At 40.5% G+C, this 16,244-nt stretch carries 16 protein-coding genes; 11 read left to right on the top strand and 5 right to left on the bottom strand.

Going from position 1 to position 16,244, the window contains the following annotated elements; translation table 11 throughout:
• Window positions 1–88 precede the first annotated feature (88 nt).
• Window positions 89–1,720, top strand: coding sequence for a PucR family transcriptional regulator (locus ACQKL0_RS17645; protein ID WP_427688896.1), 1,632 nt, complete (start codon window positions 89–91; stop codon window positions 1,718–1,720).
• A 154-nt stretch (window positions 1,721–1,874) separates the two neighbouring features.
• Here the strand turns inward: ACQKL0_RS17645 and yhfH (ACQKL0_RS17640) are convergent, their stop codons facing one another.
• Genes yhfH (ACQKL0_RS17640) through yhfH (ACQKL0_RS17620) form a run of 5 tightly spaced genes read right to left on the bottom strand, consistent with a single transcriptional unit; the run spans window position 1,875 to window position 2,691 of the window.
• Window positions 1,875–2,012, bottom strand: a complete 138-nt coding sequence (yhfH, locus tag ACQKL0_RS17640) for a protein YhfH (protein ID WP_427688894.1) — start codon at window positions 2,010–2,012, stop codon at window positions 1,875–1,877.
• A 27-nt stretch (window positions 2,013–2,039) separates the two neighbouring features.
• Window positions 2,040–2,180, bottom strand: a complete 141-nt coding sequence (gene yhfH, locus ACQKL0_RS17635) for a protein YhfH (protein ID WP_402959255.1) — start codon at window positions 2,178–2,180, stop codon at window positions 2,040–2,042.
• Window positions 2,181–2,206: 26 nt separating this feature from the next.
• Window positions 2,207–2,347 carry a protein YhfH gene (gene yhfH, locus ACQKL0_RS17630; protein ID WP_402959253.1) on the bottom strand — a complete coding sequence of 47 codons (141 nt, stop codon included), beginning with the start codon at window positions 2,345–2,347 and terminating at the stop codon, window positions 2,207–2,209.
• A 22-nt stretch (window positions 2,348–2,369) separates the two neighbouring features.
• Window positions 2,370–2,510: a protein YhfH gene (gene yhfH, locus ACQKL0_RS17625; RefSeq protein ID WP_403125202.1), complete on the bottom strand. Its 141-nt coding sequence runs from the start codon at window positions 2,508–2,510 to the stop codon at window positions 2,370–2,372.
• A 46-nt stretch (window positions 2,511–2,556) separates the two neighbouring features.
• The gene (gene yhfH, locus ACQKL0_RS17620; RefSeq protein WP_402875574.1) at window positions 2,557–2,691 is read right to left on the bottom strand and encodes a protein YhfH; all 135 of its coding nucleotides are present in this window, start codon (window positions 2,689–2,691) and stop codon (window positions 2,557–2,559) included.
• 431 nt (window positions 2,692–3,122) lie between these two features.
• Between yhfH (ACQKL0_RS17620) and ACQKL0_RS17615 the strand changes: the two genes are divergently transcribed.
• The 10 genes from ACQKL0_RS17615 (at window position 3,123) to ACQKL0_RS17570 (ending at window position 16,214) form a co-directional block, all read left to right on the top strand.
• Window positions 3,123–4,019 (top strand): diacylglycerol/lipid kinase family protein, encoded by an 897-nt coding sequence (locus ACQKL0_RS17615; RefSeq protein ID WP_427592086.1) that lies wholly within the window; start codon window positions 3,123–3,125, stop codon window positions 4,017–4,019.
• Between the two features lie 647 nt (window positions 4,020–4,666).
• On the top strand, window positions 4,667–6,700 hold the full coding sequence (locus tag ACQKL0_RS17610; RefSeq protein ID WP_402875650.1) for a Na+/H+ antiporter: 2,034 nt from the start codon (window positions 4,667–4,669) through the stop codon (window positions 6,698–6,700).
• Between the two features lie 270 nt (window positions 6,701–6,970).
• Window positions 6,971–8,353, top strand: a complete 1,383-nt coding sequence (locus ACQKL0_RS17605; protein WP_402991377.1) for a protoporphyrinogen oxidase — start codon at window positions 6,971–6,973, stop codon at window positions 8,351–8,353.
• A gap of 328 nt (window positions 8,354–8,681) precedes the next feature.
• On the top strand, window positions 8,682–9,224 hold the full coding sequence (locus tag ACQKL0_RS17600; protein WP_402875580.1) for a helix-turn-helix domain-containing protein: 543 nt from the start codon (window positions 8,682–8,684) through the stop codon (window positions 9,222–9,224).
• A 72-nt stretch (window positions 9,225–9,296) separates the two neighbouring features.
• The gene (locus tag ACQKL0_RS17595) at window positions 9,297–10,406 is read left to right on the top strand and encodes an ABC transporter ATP-binding protein (protein WP_427688891.1); all 1,110 of its coding nucleotides are present in this window, start codon (window positions 9,297–9,299) and stop codon (window positions 10,404–10,406) included.
• Window positions 10,396–11,199, top strand: a complete 804-nt coding sequence (locus ACQKL0_RS17590; RefSeq protein ID WP_402875586.1) for an ABC transporter permease — start codon at window positions 10,396–10,398, stop codon at window positions 11,197–11,199. The genes ACQKL0_RS17595 and ACQKL0_RS17590 overlap by 11 nt, the downstream gene beginning before the upstream one ends.
• 1 nt (window position 11,200) lies before the next feature.
• The gene (locus ACQKL0_RS17585) at window positions 11,201–12,004 is read left to right on the top strand and encodes an ABC transporter permease (RefSeq protein ID WP_402875588.1); all 804 of its coding nucleotides are present in this window, start codon (window positions 11,201–11,203) and stop codon (window positions 12,002–12,004) included.
• Window positions 12,001–13,074 carry an ABC transporter substrate-binding protein gene (locus ACQKL0_RS17580; protein WP_402875589.1) on the top strand — a complete coding sequence of 358 codons (1,074 nt, stop codon included), beginning with the start codon at window positions 12,001–12,003 and terminating at the stop codon, window positions 13,072–13,074. Before ACQKL0_RS17585 ends, ACQKL0_RS17580 begins: the two co-directional genes overlap by 4 nt.
• Window positions 13,075–13,300: 226 nt before the next feature.
• Entirely contained in the window at window positions 13,301–14,191 is an 891-nt protein-coding gene (locus tag ACQKL0_RS17575; RefSeq protein WP_402875590.1) for a peptidylprolyl isomerase, read from the top strand.
• A gap of 280 nt (window positions 14,192–14,471) precedes the next feature.
• Window positions 14,472–16,214 (top strand): ABC transporter ATP-binding protein, encoded by a 1,743-nt coding sequence (locus ACQKL0_RS17570; protein WP_427688889.1) that lies wholly within the window; start codon window positions 14,472–14,474, stop codon window positions 16,212–16,214.
• Window positions 16,215–16,244: the final 30 nt, after the last annotated feature.

Raw genomic sequence — 16,244 nt, 5'->3', positions numbered from 1 at the left:
TTGACGTTAGTTATTATGTCCAGTATCTGGAGATTTACAGACAGTCCGTTTATAATAGGTTTTATAGCTATAAAAGGATGGTGGATGGATGAATACGTCGATTACAATTGAGGAAATTCTAACGCGCAGGCATTTTAACCGGACGGATGTGGTCGGAGGCGAAGGTGGGTTAAAACGCCAAGTCAAATGGGTCCACTGTTTGGAAGTCACCCAAATCAGTCACTTGTTAAATGGAAACGAACTAATTCTTACCACCGGTCTGGGGTGGAAGGATTCAGATAGTACATTCCTTTCTTTTTTAAATCAGCTCATTACATGTAATGCGGCAGGACTCTGTATAGAGATGGCTACCCATGCCATGGCCATTCCACAGAGTGCGATAGACCTTGCAGACGAGCAAGGCTTTCCCCTCATTTTATTTAATCAGGAAGTTCCTTTTGTTGAAATTACTCAGGACATTCATTCCTTAATCATTAATAAACAGTATCAGATGATCTCCAACCTAGAAACCTACTCACAGCAGTTGAATAAAAAACTCCTCGAAATTGACCATTATGAACCAATTCTAAAATTTCTTCATTCGTATTTAAATGTTCAGGTGATGTTTATTCCCAATGAGAATGATATAGCCTGTATTCCAAAAATAAAGAAAAAACTCATCCAGCAATTGTTAGCCGAAGTATATGAAAAGCAAAATTTAAGTAAATTCGTTCTGAAACAAAGGATTCGTGTCCTTGGTGAAAATTATGCGGAACTGGTCATTTATAGTAGTAATCGAGAATTGACCGACTTTGATTCCCTTATCTTGGATCGAACGGCTACGGCTTTAGCTCAATATCTATTACGTGAAATCTATTTAGAGGAAAAAAAGATATCTGAAGAGAGCAAATGGCTAACGAACTGGCTCGAAGGGGAATATAGTGATGAAGTCATCCGGGAGCAACTATCTTATATTGATCCGAAGATGCAATTGGAAGGCGGCATCGTATGCATTTGCAAACAACACTCAAGGTATAATAAAGGTTCTGCTAAACTAGAAGGGACTTATTTTAAAATCCTGTTTAGATCCGTTTTTGAACAATATGGATTTCAGATTTTCTCTATGGAAGTACACCAACATCTGGTCTTTATTTTAGGGGATAACCGTTCACCTGGAGATTGGAAAGAGAGAGTGATGGGGGCCCTGGATCGAATCAGAATGATGGATGCTACGGGTCGCAACCGAATGAATGTGCTTTCAATAGGGTTTGGGAAATATGTTCAAAAGTTAAGTGAAATTTACAAGAGTTATGAAACGGCACGTGAGACCTTGTTGCTTCAGGAAACATTAACTGAGGAAAGCAGAAGCTATTTTTATCAAGATTTACATATGTATCGAATGATTGCGCTCATTAACAAACATGGAAACTTGGAAGAAACCGTATATGAATATTTAGGTCCTGTCATTGAGTATGACAGACGAAATAACGGGGAGTTAATGCCAACCTTGAAAACGTATCTTGCCTGTAATGGATCTAAACAGGAGACATCCAAACAATTATTTATCGTAAGACAAACACTTTACCACCGCCTTGAAAAGTTAGAAAGGCTATTAGGTGCCAATTTCATGAAATCTGAACAACGACTCGGCATTGAGTTCATGATTTTTGCTTTAGATTATTTGAAACTTCGCAAGACGAAGGTAAACGGAAAAACAGCGGATGGGTTTGTGGAAAACTGAAATGTAAAAAGCAGATGATAATAGGGTGTCTTATGAGGCATCCTTTTTATTATGAATAAAAATTTCGTCGCAGGTAGGGGATAAGGTTCTATAAAAAATATGCTGACATCAAAGAGTTGGCCTTTACAGCTTTTGATGTCAGCGGCTTTTCTTATTATTCATCTTTTTTAGAAAGGCAGTGGTAACATTCCACGAGGTAGGATTCAGCCTGTTCCATAATTTGATCGCCGCATTCGGTGCATTGCTTGGGTGGAAGGGTCCGGAAGAATTCCATTGGATTTTTAGTTTGCATGATAGGTGGTACCTCCTTATTGTTTTTTTAATAGTTTTCGCTTTTAGAAAGGCAGTGGTCACATTCCATCAAGTAGGATTCAGCTTGTTCCACGATTTGCTCCCCGCATTCGGTGCATTGCTTGGGTGGAAGGGTTCTGAAGAACTCCATTGGATTTTTAGTTTGCATGATAGGTGGTACCTCCTTCTTGTTTTTTAATAGTTTTCGCTTTTAGAAAGGCAACGGTCACATTCCAACAAGTAGGATTCGGCTTGTTCCACGATTTGCTCCCCGCATTCGGTGCATTGCTTGGGTGGAAGGGTTCTGAAGAATTCCATTGGATTTTTAGTTTGCATATTTGTTCCTCCTTTTAGTTGTTTAGTAGTCTTCGCTTTTAGAAAGGCAACGGTCACATTCCATCAAGTAAGATTCAGCGTGTTCGACGATATGGTCGCCACACTCTGGACAATGTTTGGCAGGGATACTGTTGAAAAATTCAATGGATTTTTTAGTTTGCATGATGGTTTCCTCCTTTATTAAGGTCTTTTCTATTTTTAAGACTTATTCACTCTTCACGTTTAGAAAGGCAGCGATCGCATTCCATCAAGTAAGATTCTGTTCCATCAAAAAGGGTTTCACCACATTCGGTACATTGTGCTAATGATTGGTCTTTCATGTTTTCTAATTGACTCGTTTGCATGTCACACTCTCCTTTCTGTAGTACAGTTTTTAATATCTGTCTGTTGTTATAATACAGTATATACCCGATGGTTAAAAAAGTATAGGCATTTCACAGAAAATTTAAAAATATTTCCAAATTAGTATGGAGAATCCTATTGTAACAAGGGTTTTCTGTGATATATTTTATTATTTTTTTCTTTTTAACTAAACCTGATTACTACGTTTTCCTAAAAAGTGGGATTGATGGGATGGAGCGGCCAAGACTAAATAGATTAATTTATATAACAGAATAGTACAGGGGATTTTTGCTAGTACGGGGGTGAGATTCGAAGGGTTTTCTAAGATTTTAACTCATCGGTGGGGTTATTTTCGCAAAAGAATGGGAAATTGGTTTTAGTGTTTTAGTAAAGAGGTAACTTGTTAATAGCAATAAATAACAGGAGGTCACTTATGTCTAAAAAAGTTATGGTCATTATTAACCCATCCTCTGGAAAAGAAAAAGCAGGAGAAATTTTGCCCAATGTGGAAAAGGTGCTTGGAGATATTTATGAACAAGTAGTGGTTCGGAAAACGAAGGGCGAGGGTGATGCTTCGCGGTTTGCAAAAGAAGCATGTGAAGGGAAATATGATGCCGTAATTTCAATGGGGGGAGATGGTACGGTAAATGAGACGGTCAATGGTCTCGCGGAACAGGAGCATAGGCCCATATTAGGGATTATCCCACTCGGAACAGTGAATGACTTTGCAAGGGCACTTAATATACCGTTAGACCCTATCAAAGCAATGGAGATGTACACAAAATCTGCGGTTAAAGAAGCGGATATCGGTAAGATCAATAATCGCTATTTCATGAATGTATTGGCGGTCGGGGCCATTGCAGAGGCTACCTATAATGTGAGTGTGGAGCAGAAAACGCGTCTTGGCTCACTATCTTATTTTTTGGAAGGAGCAAAGACGTTAGTCAAGAAGACACCATTCCCTATAACTGTGGAACATGATCATGGAAGGTGGACCGGTGAGACTTATTTACTGTTTGCTACGATGACAAATTCTGTCGGTGGTTTTGAACAACTTGCACCAGAGGCGGAAGTGAATGACGGGAAGTTGCACATATTTATCATTAAGGATCTTTCTCTTCCACTCCTTGTAAAAATTATTCCAAGTTTATTAAGGGGAGAGATTAAGCATCACGATGAAATCGAATATATTCAGACCTCTAGGCTTCACGTTTCCACTTCGGAGGACCTTGGGGTTAACATTGATGGGGAGAAGGGCGTCCAAATGCCTTTTCAGGCAGCCGTATTGCATAAGCACCTGCGTTTATTCGTACCGGAGCATCCTGAATGAAGGGATGAATAGATTGCGCATACTAGAAAAGCTAAAAGCTGTTCGACCAATTTGGCCGTACGGCTTTTTTTTAGTATGTCTAACCTACATCATAAAAGGGATCCGTGAGGTATTTGTGCCAGGCCACTACTGCCTTTTGAACCTGTGGATCGTCGGGTCATGGATCATTTCCTTCTATATAAGGTTCGTTAGATGACCTCGTGCGATTTCAATCGATACTTTTGAGTAGTTGTTTATTCTTTGAAACGTTTCGGCGACCATCTTTTTAAGTTCATGGGCTTCTTTAACACATTTCTACTTTTGGCTTGCACTTTTCAGACATAGTACAAAAATCAAACATCTATTCTATGTCCGTAGTGCTTGCCCCTTCTATTTTCAAAAGTGTCCGTTCAATCATTTTTATTTCTTTAATCTATCTTGAGGGAGGAGGTCTTAGTGTCTAAAGGTTGCCCATTCAGAACATAGCGTATAGCCAGAAGAGGAAAGGGTTTCGGGCTTACGTATCATAGAGCTCAAAAGGTTTTAGTGAAAAAAATCGATAACTCATCATAATTCAAGGGAAGTATAGTTAATGAATGAACGGAGGGGGTATATTATGGTACGCTTATAGTTATGAAAATAGTTAAGAAAGGAAGTTGAATGTTCGTATGGAGTTTTTTCTTGTTATATTAGCGCTTCTTATCTTAATTGGAGCGTCTAATGTAATCAATCATTTTGTCCCTTTTGTACCGGTGCCGTTAATTCAAATAGCACTGGGTGTCGTAATAGCACTCTTACCTTTAGGTATACATATACAAATGGAAACAGAACTCTTTTTGCTTCTGTTTATAGCACCGCTTTTATTTAACGATGGTAAAAATGTGCCTCGTACAGCCTTATGGAAGTTGAGGACACCGATTCTCATGCTTGCTTTAGGCCTCGTGTTCGTCACCGTTTGGGCTGGAGGATATCTTATTAACTGGATGATTCCTTCTATCCCATTGCCTGCTGCATTTGCATTAGCGGCCATCCTTTCTCCTACGGATGTTGTCGCGGTCAGTGCTTTGGCTAGTAGGCTTAAGTTACCGAAAAGTATCATGCACCTTCTTGAAGGGGAAGGGTTAATGAATGATGCTTCAGGTCTGGTAGCCTTTAAATTCGCTGTTGCGGCTACTGTCACGGGGGTCTTCTCCCTGGTCGATGCAACATTTAGTTTTATTTTGATAGCTATTGGGGGATTTGTAGGTGGGGCTGTTTTGTCCTTCATTATTATCAGGCTACGTGTCATCATTCGCCGATTGGGTATGGAAGATGTAACGATGCATACGTTGATCCAAATCCTAACACCTTTTATCATTTTCCTCGTTGTGGAGCATTTCCACCTTTCAGGCATTTTAGCGGTTGTGGCAGGGGGAATTGTTCATGCCATAGAACGAGATCGAGAGTTATCACCAACAGTTGAATTGCAGGTCGTATCCAAGAGTACGTGGTCTGTCATTCTATATGTATTAAATGGTTTGGTATTCGTTCTATTAGGTCTGCAAATTCCTAGCGTGGCCAAGATCATATTCCAAGATCCAGCATTCCATAATGGACAAGTGATTCTCTATATTGTAGTCATTACTCTGTTCCTATTTATCCTAAGATACATCTGGATTACTGCCGCTTGGTCAATCGGTTGGATGACGTATAAATCCGGTGTCCAAAAACCGGACTTCATGGCGGCAGGAATCATTACCATTTCCGGAGTACGCGGAGCGGTTACACTAGCAGGGTCTTTTTCGATTCCCTATATATTAGCGGATGGCAGTCCATTTCCGGAGCGCTCGTTAATCATCTTCATTGCAGCGGGCGTCATATTACTTTCTTTGATCGTTGCAAGTGTCTTCCTTCCTATCGTGGCCCGAACAGAGGAAGAAGAAGTGGTGGATAAGCAGGCTGATAAGCTAAAATTGGCTACCATTCATGCACATCAATCGGCGATTAAAACTGTGGAGTCTCAAATGACGGATGAAAACCGGGAAGCGGCTATGTCCATTATTTCGAGATACCATACGAAAATCAATGCGCTTTCCTATGTTGAACAGGGCAAAAGTTCAAATACAATTGGAGAAGAAGAAAAAGAACTTCGCTTTAAAGCTCTTGAGGCGGAGAGGAAATTCCTGGACCAACTCATTAAAGAGGAGAAAGTAGATAGGGAATCCGCTTATATTTGCTTGGAATATATCCAACGTATGGAAGGGGCAGTCACTAATCGGATGAAATTCCGTTTTTACAGGTCCTTGACACTTTTCCGACGATCGATGTTAAAGGTGTTTAAACTATTCTTCCCGAATAAAAAAGAAATAAGAAGAATCAATTTGGAGAGACTAGAAAAGGTGAAAGACCTTAAGATCAGGATGTATAAAGTGGCTATCCAAGAGATACAAGCAGGCATTACACCTGAAAACCATGAGACATCTTCCATGATCATCGAAGAGTATAAATTACTTATTTTGAGATACAAAAGAGAAAATAAAGGGCGTAAACCTAGTAAAATGGTCAATTATGAACGAGAACTATTTTATAAGGCGATTCAGGCAGAACGTGACGACGTTCAGGAAATGTTTGAAAAAAGAAAAATACCAAGGGATGTTGCCAATAGAATCCGGCAGCAAATCAATTTACGCGAAGCACTTAGTATCAACGAAAACAGTCATTGACCATATTCAGGAAAAGCACGGTCGAATTAATCGACCGTGCTTTTCGTGCGCTTGGAGGAGTTTCAACCGTAGAGAAAAGGAAAAGATAAAACAAAGCTAGGGGGATATCGATAAGGAACATTCGCACACCATCTACTAAGTGATTGGAATTTGTCTGAAATGTTACAGCCGGTTCAAAAGTCCATGTTGAATTCGTGGCTGTTTTAATTTCCCTTCTGCCTTATGGTACACTTTGTTTATTGATAAGTATGCTAATAGAGGTGTGGAAATATGAAAACAGTTGTAGTCATTGGCGGAGGAATTACAGGGTTGTCGACCATGTATCATTTACAGAAGGTCGTGAAAGCGGATAACCTTCCCGCAAGATTAATCCTGATAGAAGGAAATGATACATTAGGCGGTAAAATCAATACGATTCATGACGGTGCTTTTAAGATGGAGGCGGGTGCGGATTCGATTGTTGCCAGAAAACAACATGTAAAACCATTTATCAAAGAATTGGGTCTTGAAGATGATGTGGTCTACAATGCCACAGGAACATCATTCATCCATACGGACGGGAAACTGAAGAAAATACCTGAAGACGCTCTATTCGGTATTCCGATGAGCCTGGAGTCCTTGGCAAAAACCGAACTCATTTCTCCACAGGGTAAGGTGGACGCATTAAGAGATTTTTACACAAAAAACGAGACGTTTACGAAGAATGATTCAATCGGTTTATTTCTGGAAAGCTTTCTGGGTAAGGAACTCGTTCAGAAGCAGATTTCTCCAGTTTTGTCTGGCGTTTATTCAGGTAAGTTAAATGACCTGACCATTGCCAAGACATTACCGGAGATGCTGAATTATAAAAATGAATATGGAAGCATCATCCGCGGCTTATCGGAGAATAAGGATAAATACAGGAGCAAGGGGAACAAAAAGTTCCTTTCGTTTAAGAATGGTTTATCGATGTTGGTTGAACGGTTGGAAGAACTTCTCGATTGTGTGGACATTTTGAAAGGGAATCCGGTTGATAGAATAAGGAAAAATGAAGAGCGCTATTCGGTTACCTTAGTAAATGGAGAAACCATCGAGACGGATTTCATTGTCTTAAGTACGCCGCATACGACTACGCAAAAACTATTGGGTGACACTGAACTGGACCAGGACTTTGCAGGATTGCTTAATAGTTCGATGATCAGTATATACCTCGGATTCGATATCCCCGACAGTACACTGCCTGATGGAACAGGATTCATTGTCGGAGAAAATAGTGATTTGATATGCAATGCCTGTACCTGGACAAGTAGAAAATGGGAGCATACTTCAGAAAATAGCCAGTTGCTAGTCCGGCTCTTTTATAAAAGCTCCAACCCTGATTATGATCGGTTACAGTCATTATCGAAGCAAGAATTAATACAAGTGGCATTAGGGGATATTAAAAAAAGCTTGGATATTTCTGAGTGTCCTGTATCAAGCGAAGTTACGAAGTGGCAGGACAACATGCCGAATTACCACATTCAACACCCTTACATTGTTCAATCCCTAGAGCAGAAAATGAAAGCGAACTATCCGAATGTACTTCTTGCAGGTTGCTCATATTATGGGGTAGGGATCCCTGATTGTATTACGGATGGAGAGAAAAGGGCCCAGGAGATTGCGGCCAGATTATGATGAAAAAGGACTGCCGAAAATGGCGGTCCTTTTATTATGCACATCTTTCGGCAGAATGGATTGGGCATCTAAACGGGTAAACTTTCATTAAACGATTGATTAAATACTGGTAAGGATACAAGAGTCAGCCTTCCTTTTTCCCAGTTGTTGGCGGACTATCTAGCCATCTCATCGTAACGGGATTTTTTCCTTGCATTACCGTTGAACTTTTACTTAATTCCTGTATAATAAAGACCGTTAAATTAAAATTGAATTAAACTTAAAGTTTACTAATACAAAACTTTATTGACTGTAAGTTTACTATTCCTAAACGGATTGAGGTAATACTATGCATATTGGCAAAAAGATTAAAAATCTCCGTTTAAAAAAAGGATTGACTCAGGAAGAGCTGGGAGAGAGAACGGATTTAAGTAAAGGGTATATCTCGCAGTTGGAAAGAGATTTAAGTTCACCTTCAATAGAGACTTTTTTTAATATCCTTGAAGTACTTGGCTGCACTCCAAAAGACTTCTTTGATGAAGAGGAGCAAGTTCAAAAGGTAGTGTATGAGGAAGAAACGCAAACCTTTTTCATTGATGAAGAGCGCGGTTATCAGATTCAGTGGCTTGTACCAGAATCCAATGAAAAAGAAATGGAACCGATTCGGCTGACACTTCAGGAAAAAGGGGAGTTCAAGCAGTTTGAACCCTCGTTGTCAGAAACCTTTGGATATGTATTGAGTGGCAGGGTGATTGTGAAGCTTGGTACACATACCTATTTTGTAAAAGCTGGGGAATCCATTTACTTTCATGCATCCGATGAACATCAAATCATCAATGATTTTGATGGAGCATCCGAATTACTGCTGGTGGTGACGGAATCATATTTATAGAATTTAGTGATTGCAAACGCTTGTCTATTTGAAAAGTAGAACATGCGGTTCAATGGAAAGAGGGAAGTCTCTATGGCAAATGAAAAGATTATACGGTTTGAAAATGTTACGAAGCAATTCGATGACGATACAGTTGTTCTGGAAAATGTCAGTTTTGAAATTGAAAGAGGGAAGTTTTATACACTACTGGGTCCATCGGGTTGTGGTAAGACGACCATCCTACGATTGATAGCAGGGTTCACGGAAGCTTCAAAAGGTGATATTTATTTTGAAGGTGAAAAAATCAACAATGTTCCGGCTAATAAACGTCAGGTCAACACGGTTTTTCAAGATTATGCCCTATTTCCACATTTGAATGTGTTTGAGAATGTGGCATTTGGACTTCGGATAAAAAAAATGAAGAACGCCGACGTCGAGGTTAAGGTGAAAGAAGCCCTAAGTTTCGTGAATTTGGATGGCTATGAAAAACGCGAAATCAGGGAGATGTCAGGCGGTCAGCGTCAGAGGGTAGCGATTGCACGGGCGATTGTGAATGAACCGGAAGTCATTCTTCTAGATGAACCATTATCAGCCCTGGATTTAAAACTGCGTACCGAAATGCAGTATGAATTGCGGGAATTGCAACAAAGACTTGGCATTACTTTTATCTTCGTCACTCATGACCAAGAAGAAGCGCTAGCGATGTCAGACGAAATTTTCGTCCTTAATAAAGGGAAAATCCAACAAAGCGGAACGCCTATTGATATTTATGATGAACCTCTGAATCGCTTTGTTGCCGACTTTATTGGCGAATCCAATATCGTAAAAGGAAAAATGATTGAAGATTACCTTGTCGAGTTTGTAGGGAGACAATTCGAATGTGTGGACCAAGGATTGAATCGTAATGAAGCCGTGGAAATTGTCATCCGACCTGAAGACTTAGAGATTACTTCAGTCGATCGAGGGAAACTGCAAGTTCGGGTGGACTCTCAGTTATTTCGTGGAGTGCACTATGAAATCAGCTGTTATGACCATGATGGAAATGAATGGCTAGTCCAGTCGACGAAAAAGGTGACCGTCGGGGATGAAATCGGTCTATATTTTGACCCAGAGGCCATACACGTCATGCGTTTGGGAGAAACAGAGGAAGAGTTCGATAAGCGTTTAGAAGCGTACCATGGTGGAGAAAGCCATGAAAAATAAGTTTTCTAGAAATATTTACTTTATCCCTTATATCTTATGGATTGCATTTTTCGTCATTGCGCCGATACTACTGGTTCTGTATTATTCCTTTTTCGATATCGAAGGCAATCTGTCGTTAATTAACTATCAAAAGTTCTTCACTCCCGTTTATTTGAAGATGACACTCAGTTCGTTTTGGTATGCCTTTTTAATTACAGCGATCTCGCTATTAGTAGCGTATCCAACAGCGTATCTTCTGACCAAGACCAAACACAAGCAACTTTGGCTGCTGCTGGTCATTGTGCCATCATGGATCAATCTGTTATTAAAAGCCTATGCGTTCCTTGGCATATTCGGCACATATGGCATGACGAATGCCTTTTTGGAAGCGATAGGAATCGGAAAACAACAGATACTCTTTACTGATTTCAGTTTCATATTCGTTTCCGTTTATATTTTTATTCCATTCATGATTTTACCAATATTCAATGCGTTGGACGAAATGAATCCGACTCTTGTAGATGCGGCTAATGATTTAGGCGCATCACGTTGGATGACTTTCCGACGCGTGATATTCCCGTTAACGATCGATGGCGTTAAAACCGGCTGCCAGGTTGTTTTCATCCCAGCCCTTTCACTGTTCATGCTGACAAGGCTAATTGCTGGAAATCGGGTCACTACGCTCGGAACTGCAATTGAACAGCATTTCTTGGTGACCCAGGATTGGGGAATGGGTTCTACCATTGCCGTCTTTTTAATCATTATTATGTTCCTGATTATGTTCGTAACGGGTAACCGAAAGCAGGGTGTGTAAATTGAGAAAAAAACTATCGCCGTTATCGAGGGTCTTCCTTGTCCTGATTTTTCTGGTACTCTATGCGCCGATTTTCTTTTTAGTCTTTTATTCGTTTAACAGCGGTGGAACGATGTATGACTTCGAGAGTTTCACGCTGGATTGGTATAAGGAGCTTTTCCAGGATACAAGGCTGTTGATCATTGTTTTAAATACGCTTGTGATTGCCTTATTGTCGGCGCTAATCGCCACGATTATCGGCGTCATCGGTGCCATTGGGATCCGTTCTTTTACAAACAGCCAAATGAGGAATTCATTCTTATCCCTGAATAACGTCCTGATTGTAAGTCCAGATGTCATTATTGGTGCTTCCTTTTTGATTCTTTTCACAATGGCTGGCATCAAGCTTGGGTTCTACTCGGTACTGCTATCACATATCGCTTTTAGCATTCCAATTGTTGTGTTACTGGTGCTTCCAAAGCTTCAAGAAATGAGCCCTACCTTGATTGATGCAGCCCGAGACTTAGGGGCGAGCCGATGGAATGTAATGTCGAAAGTCATTCTGCCTTATATTTCACCGGGTATTTTTGCCGGTTTCTTTATGGCATTGACTTATTCACTGGATGATTTTGCGGTTACGTTCTTTGTAACGGGTAATGGATTCTCTACTTTATCAGTGGAAATTTATTCATTGGCCCGCCGTGGGATTTCCTTGAATATTAATGCGTTATCGACCTTGCTATTCTTTGTCACACTAATATTGGTCGTTGTCTATTACTTTGTTACGCAGCGAGTCAAGCATACAGGAATGGGGGGGAAAAGATGAAGAAGATTGTCCAAATGTTCCTAGTCATTTCAATCACCTCTGCCTTGCTGTTGTATGTGACATCGAAGTTGAACTCATCGCAGGGATTTACAAGTAGCGATACACTGACCATTTATAATTGGGGAGACTATATCGATACGGATTTGATTGACCGATTCGAGGAAGAAACCGGGATCAAGGTCATTTACGAGACATTCGATTCGAATGAAGCAATGATGACAAAGATTGAACAGGGCGGTACCACCTATGACGTGGCTATTCCGTCCGAATATATGATTGATAAAATGCGTAAAGAAAATCTGTTGATTCCACTGGATCATTCCAAACTTCCAAATTTGAAAAACATCGATGAGCGATTTATCGATTTACCTTTCGACCCGGAAAACAAGTTTTCGGTCCCTTACTTCTGGGGTACCGTTGGGGTTGTTTATAATTCCAAGATGCTTGGGGGAAAAGAAATAACAAGCTGGGAAGACTTATGGGATAAAGATTTGAAAAATCAAATCCTTTTGACGGATGGTGCTCGTGAAATAATCGGCATGGGTCTAAACTCGTTGAATTATTCCCTAAATGATACGAATGAAAAACACCTTCAAGAAGCGAAAACGAAGCTTGATAGCCTTACTCCAAATGTAAAAGCGATTGTTGGAGATGAGAGCCGCATGCTCCTGGAAACGCAGGAAGCAGCTATTGGAATCGTCTGGTCAGGAGTGGCCTCCGAAATCATGGCGGAAAACGAAGCCCTTGAATATGTGGTGCCCAAAGAGGGATCGAACTTATGGTTCGATAATATGGTCATCCCAAAAACAACGAAAAACGTGAATGCGGCCCATCAGTTTATTAATTTCATGTTAGATCCCGAAGTGGCTGCACAGAATGCGGAATATGTAAGCTATTCCACTCCGAATAAAGCAGCCTTGAAGTATTTACCGGAAGAAGTAGTGAAGGATGAGAGGTTCTATCCATCTCCTGAACTGACTGATAAACTAGAAGTGTACGAAAACATCGGAAAGAAAAATCTGGCCCGTTATAACGACCTTTTTCTAGAATTTAAAATGCATCGCAAATAAATGGAAGCCTGGTTTGAGAAGGTGTTGTCCTCCTTCTCGGACCAGGCTTTTTTTTGCATAGTAGATAAGTCGCCCACTGGATAAGCCGGTTTCCTTTGATACTCTAAAATGTCGGTGGAGAAAAAATTATGTTAGTATAATCATTAAGAGCAGAGTGAAGAGGAATCTTAAGATATTCTTAATAATTTCCTGCTATTATAAAATGAAAAATCAAGGGAGAGAGAATATGAATTTATTGAAAAGCACGAAGACATATGTATGGGCAGGCGCCATATTAATTATCGCCGCCATCCTAATATATGCAATGGTAGTCTCTACTGATAAGACAGTCGCGAGCGTAGGCGGAGAGAAAATTAAAGAGGCAGAGCTACAAGATACACTTGTCAAAAATTATGGAGCAGAAACGGTCGATCAATTAATCACTGATAAAATCGTTGAATTAGAAGCAGATAAGGAAGGCATTAAAATTACAGAGAAAGAAATCCAAAAAGAAATCGATACCTTAGCTGAATCATACGGTGGAGAAGATGCTTTAAAAGAGCAATTGGAAGCGAGCGGTTCTTCCCTAGCGGCATTGAAACAAGACATCGTGGTTTATCTTCATACGAAAAAATTAGTTGAACCTAGGATTACTGTTACTGATGATGAAATCAGCGCGTATTTTGAAGAAAATAAAGATACGTTTGCCCAAGAAGAACAAGTGGAAGCTAGTCATATTTTAGTGGAAGACAAAAAGACAGCGGAAAAAGTAGAAAAAGAACTTGCTGCTGGCGGAGACTTTGCTGAGCTGGCAACCAAGTATTCCACTGATGCTGGAACGAAGGAAAAAGGCGGAAGCTTAGGATACTTCGGAAAAGGTAATATGGTTAAAGAATTTGAAGACGTTGCCTTCAACATGGACGTTAATAAAGTCAGTGACCCGGTCAAAACGGAGTATGGATACCATATCATAAAAGTTACGGGTAAAAAAGAAGCTAAAAAAGCGAATTTAGAAGATAGCAAGCCAGAAATCAAAGAAGCGCTTCTAAATAATAAATTACAAGAAGAATACACGGTTTGGTTAGCAGAAGTGAAGAAAGATTACGATATAACGAATAAATTCGAAGCAACGAAATAAGATACGAGGGAAAATGGTGCAAAATCGGTAACATACGATTTTGCACCATTTTTTGTTTATATACGATTTTGTGAGATGAAATCTGGCGATATTTCAATTGTTTTTAGTGGTTTTAGGGTGTTAAAATTAATCGATATGAAGAAAGGTTTACATAAAATGGACATGTTGACGGGCTATTTTACAAGGTATACGGAATGGGTGATGGAAGAAAGTTTCATGTGAAAATAATGTTAAAGCCTTTAAACCAATAGGAACTGTTTTAGAAAGAAGGGGAAGGCAAGTGAAGTCGTTAAGAAAGTTATTGCCCTATCTGAAGCCATATACGCTGTTTGCGATTTTAGCACCGTTATGTATGTGTATAGAGGTAGCGATGGATTTACTACAACCCACTATGATGCAGCATATCATTGATGAGGGAATAGCCAACCAAGACAATGTGTATGTGACCAAACTAGGCTTTTTGATGCTGGGAGCTGCAGTGATTGGACTGATAGGTGGATTGGGTTGTACTGTTTACAGCACGAAAGCCGCTGTTCATTTTGCTTCAGATGTACGTAGGGATGTTTTTTGGAAAACGGAACTTTTTTCTAGTAAGAATACTGATTCATTCGGGACAGGGAAGCTGATCACGATTGTGACAAATGATATTGCCTCTGTGCAGTCTTCTCTTATGATGACCTTACGGATATTTGTCCGGGGACCGCTCATGTTTATTGGAAGCGTCATTATCGTCTGGGTGACAGCACGTGAATTGTTTCCGATATTAGCGGTCGCTGTACCTGTTTTGATGGTCGCCATTATTTATTTTTCCTCACAGGCAGGTAAGTTATTTAAGCGGGTTCAAGAAGCCATGGATCATGTGAATACAAAACTCCAGGAGACACTGAGTGGCATCCGGGTCATTAAGGCATATGACCGCCAGGAATTTGAAAAGGAGAGTTTCAAGGAGTTTAATGATAAGCTGACGAAACGAAATGTAGCGGCAGAGCAGACCATTATGGCCTTAATGCCCATTTTGTTATTTGTTATCAATTTGGGTGTGGTGGCTGGTATGTGGATGGGTGCAATCAGGGTAGAAAACGGAACGATGCAGGTCGGTGTCATATTAGCTTTCATCAACTACTTGAATATCATCATGAACGGATTGATGTCGAGTAGTCACGTCTTGATGCAAATCACGCGCTCCTTTCCTTCGGCAGACCGGATTCAACAAGTGTTGGATACGGAAATTGATATTAATGAACCTTCCAAACCAGCATCTGTTCAGGCAAGGACGGGGGATGTGAAGTTTGAACGTGTGAATTACAGTTATAGCAAAAATGGTGAATATGTGATTAAAGATATTAGTTTCCATGCCCGAGGAGGACAAAAGATAGGTATTATCGGTTCAACAGGTAGTGGGAAGTCCACCCTCGTTAAGTTGATTCCGCGTTTATATGATCCTGATACCGGTACGATTACTATTGATGGCATCCCTTTACAGGATTATCCTCTAAAAAGCCTAAGGGGTGAGATTGGGTATATTCCTCAAAGGGCCTCGCTGTTTTCCGGAAGCATTGAAGAGAATCTACGGTTCGGAAAAGAGGAGGCGGGGACGGCAGATATGGAAGCAGCGACTCAATCCGCGGCCGCTCTTGATTTTGTTAAGGGCTTTGAGGGGGCATTCTCGTATAGGCTGACTCAGGGTGCCAACAATTTGTCAGGTGGGCAAAAGCAAAGGTTGTCCATTGCAAGGGCCTTTATCCGAAAACCTAGGATCTTGATCTTGGATGACTCGACGTCAGCGATAGATGCTCTATCGGAAGCAAAGGTCCTACAGGCGTTGAAGCGGGAATTTACCGATTCGACGGTGTTCATTGTTTCATCCAAGATATCTTCGATTATGGATGCCGATCAGATTCTTGTGATGGATGACGGAATGATTGAGGCGAAGGGTACTCATGAAGAACTACTCGCCAAAAGTCGTGTTTACCAGGATATTTATCGGACGCAAAGCGGAAGGGAGATAGCTCCCCATGAATAAGCAGATGAATCAACCTCCAGTATCAGATGT

Origin of the sequence: Peribacillus sp. NPDC097264 (assembly GCF_050277925.1) — a bacterium.
Taxonomy (GTDB): Bacteria; Bacillota; Bacilli; order Bacillales; family DSM-1321; genus Peribacillus.
This window is presented reverse-complemented; position numbering and strand designations above follow the sequence as displayed.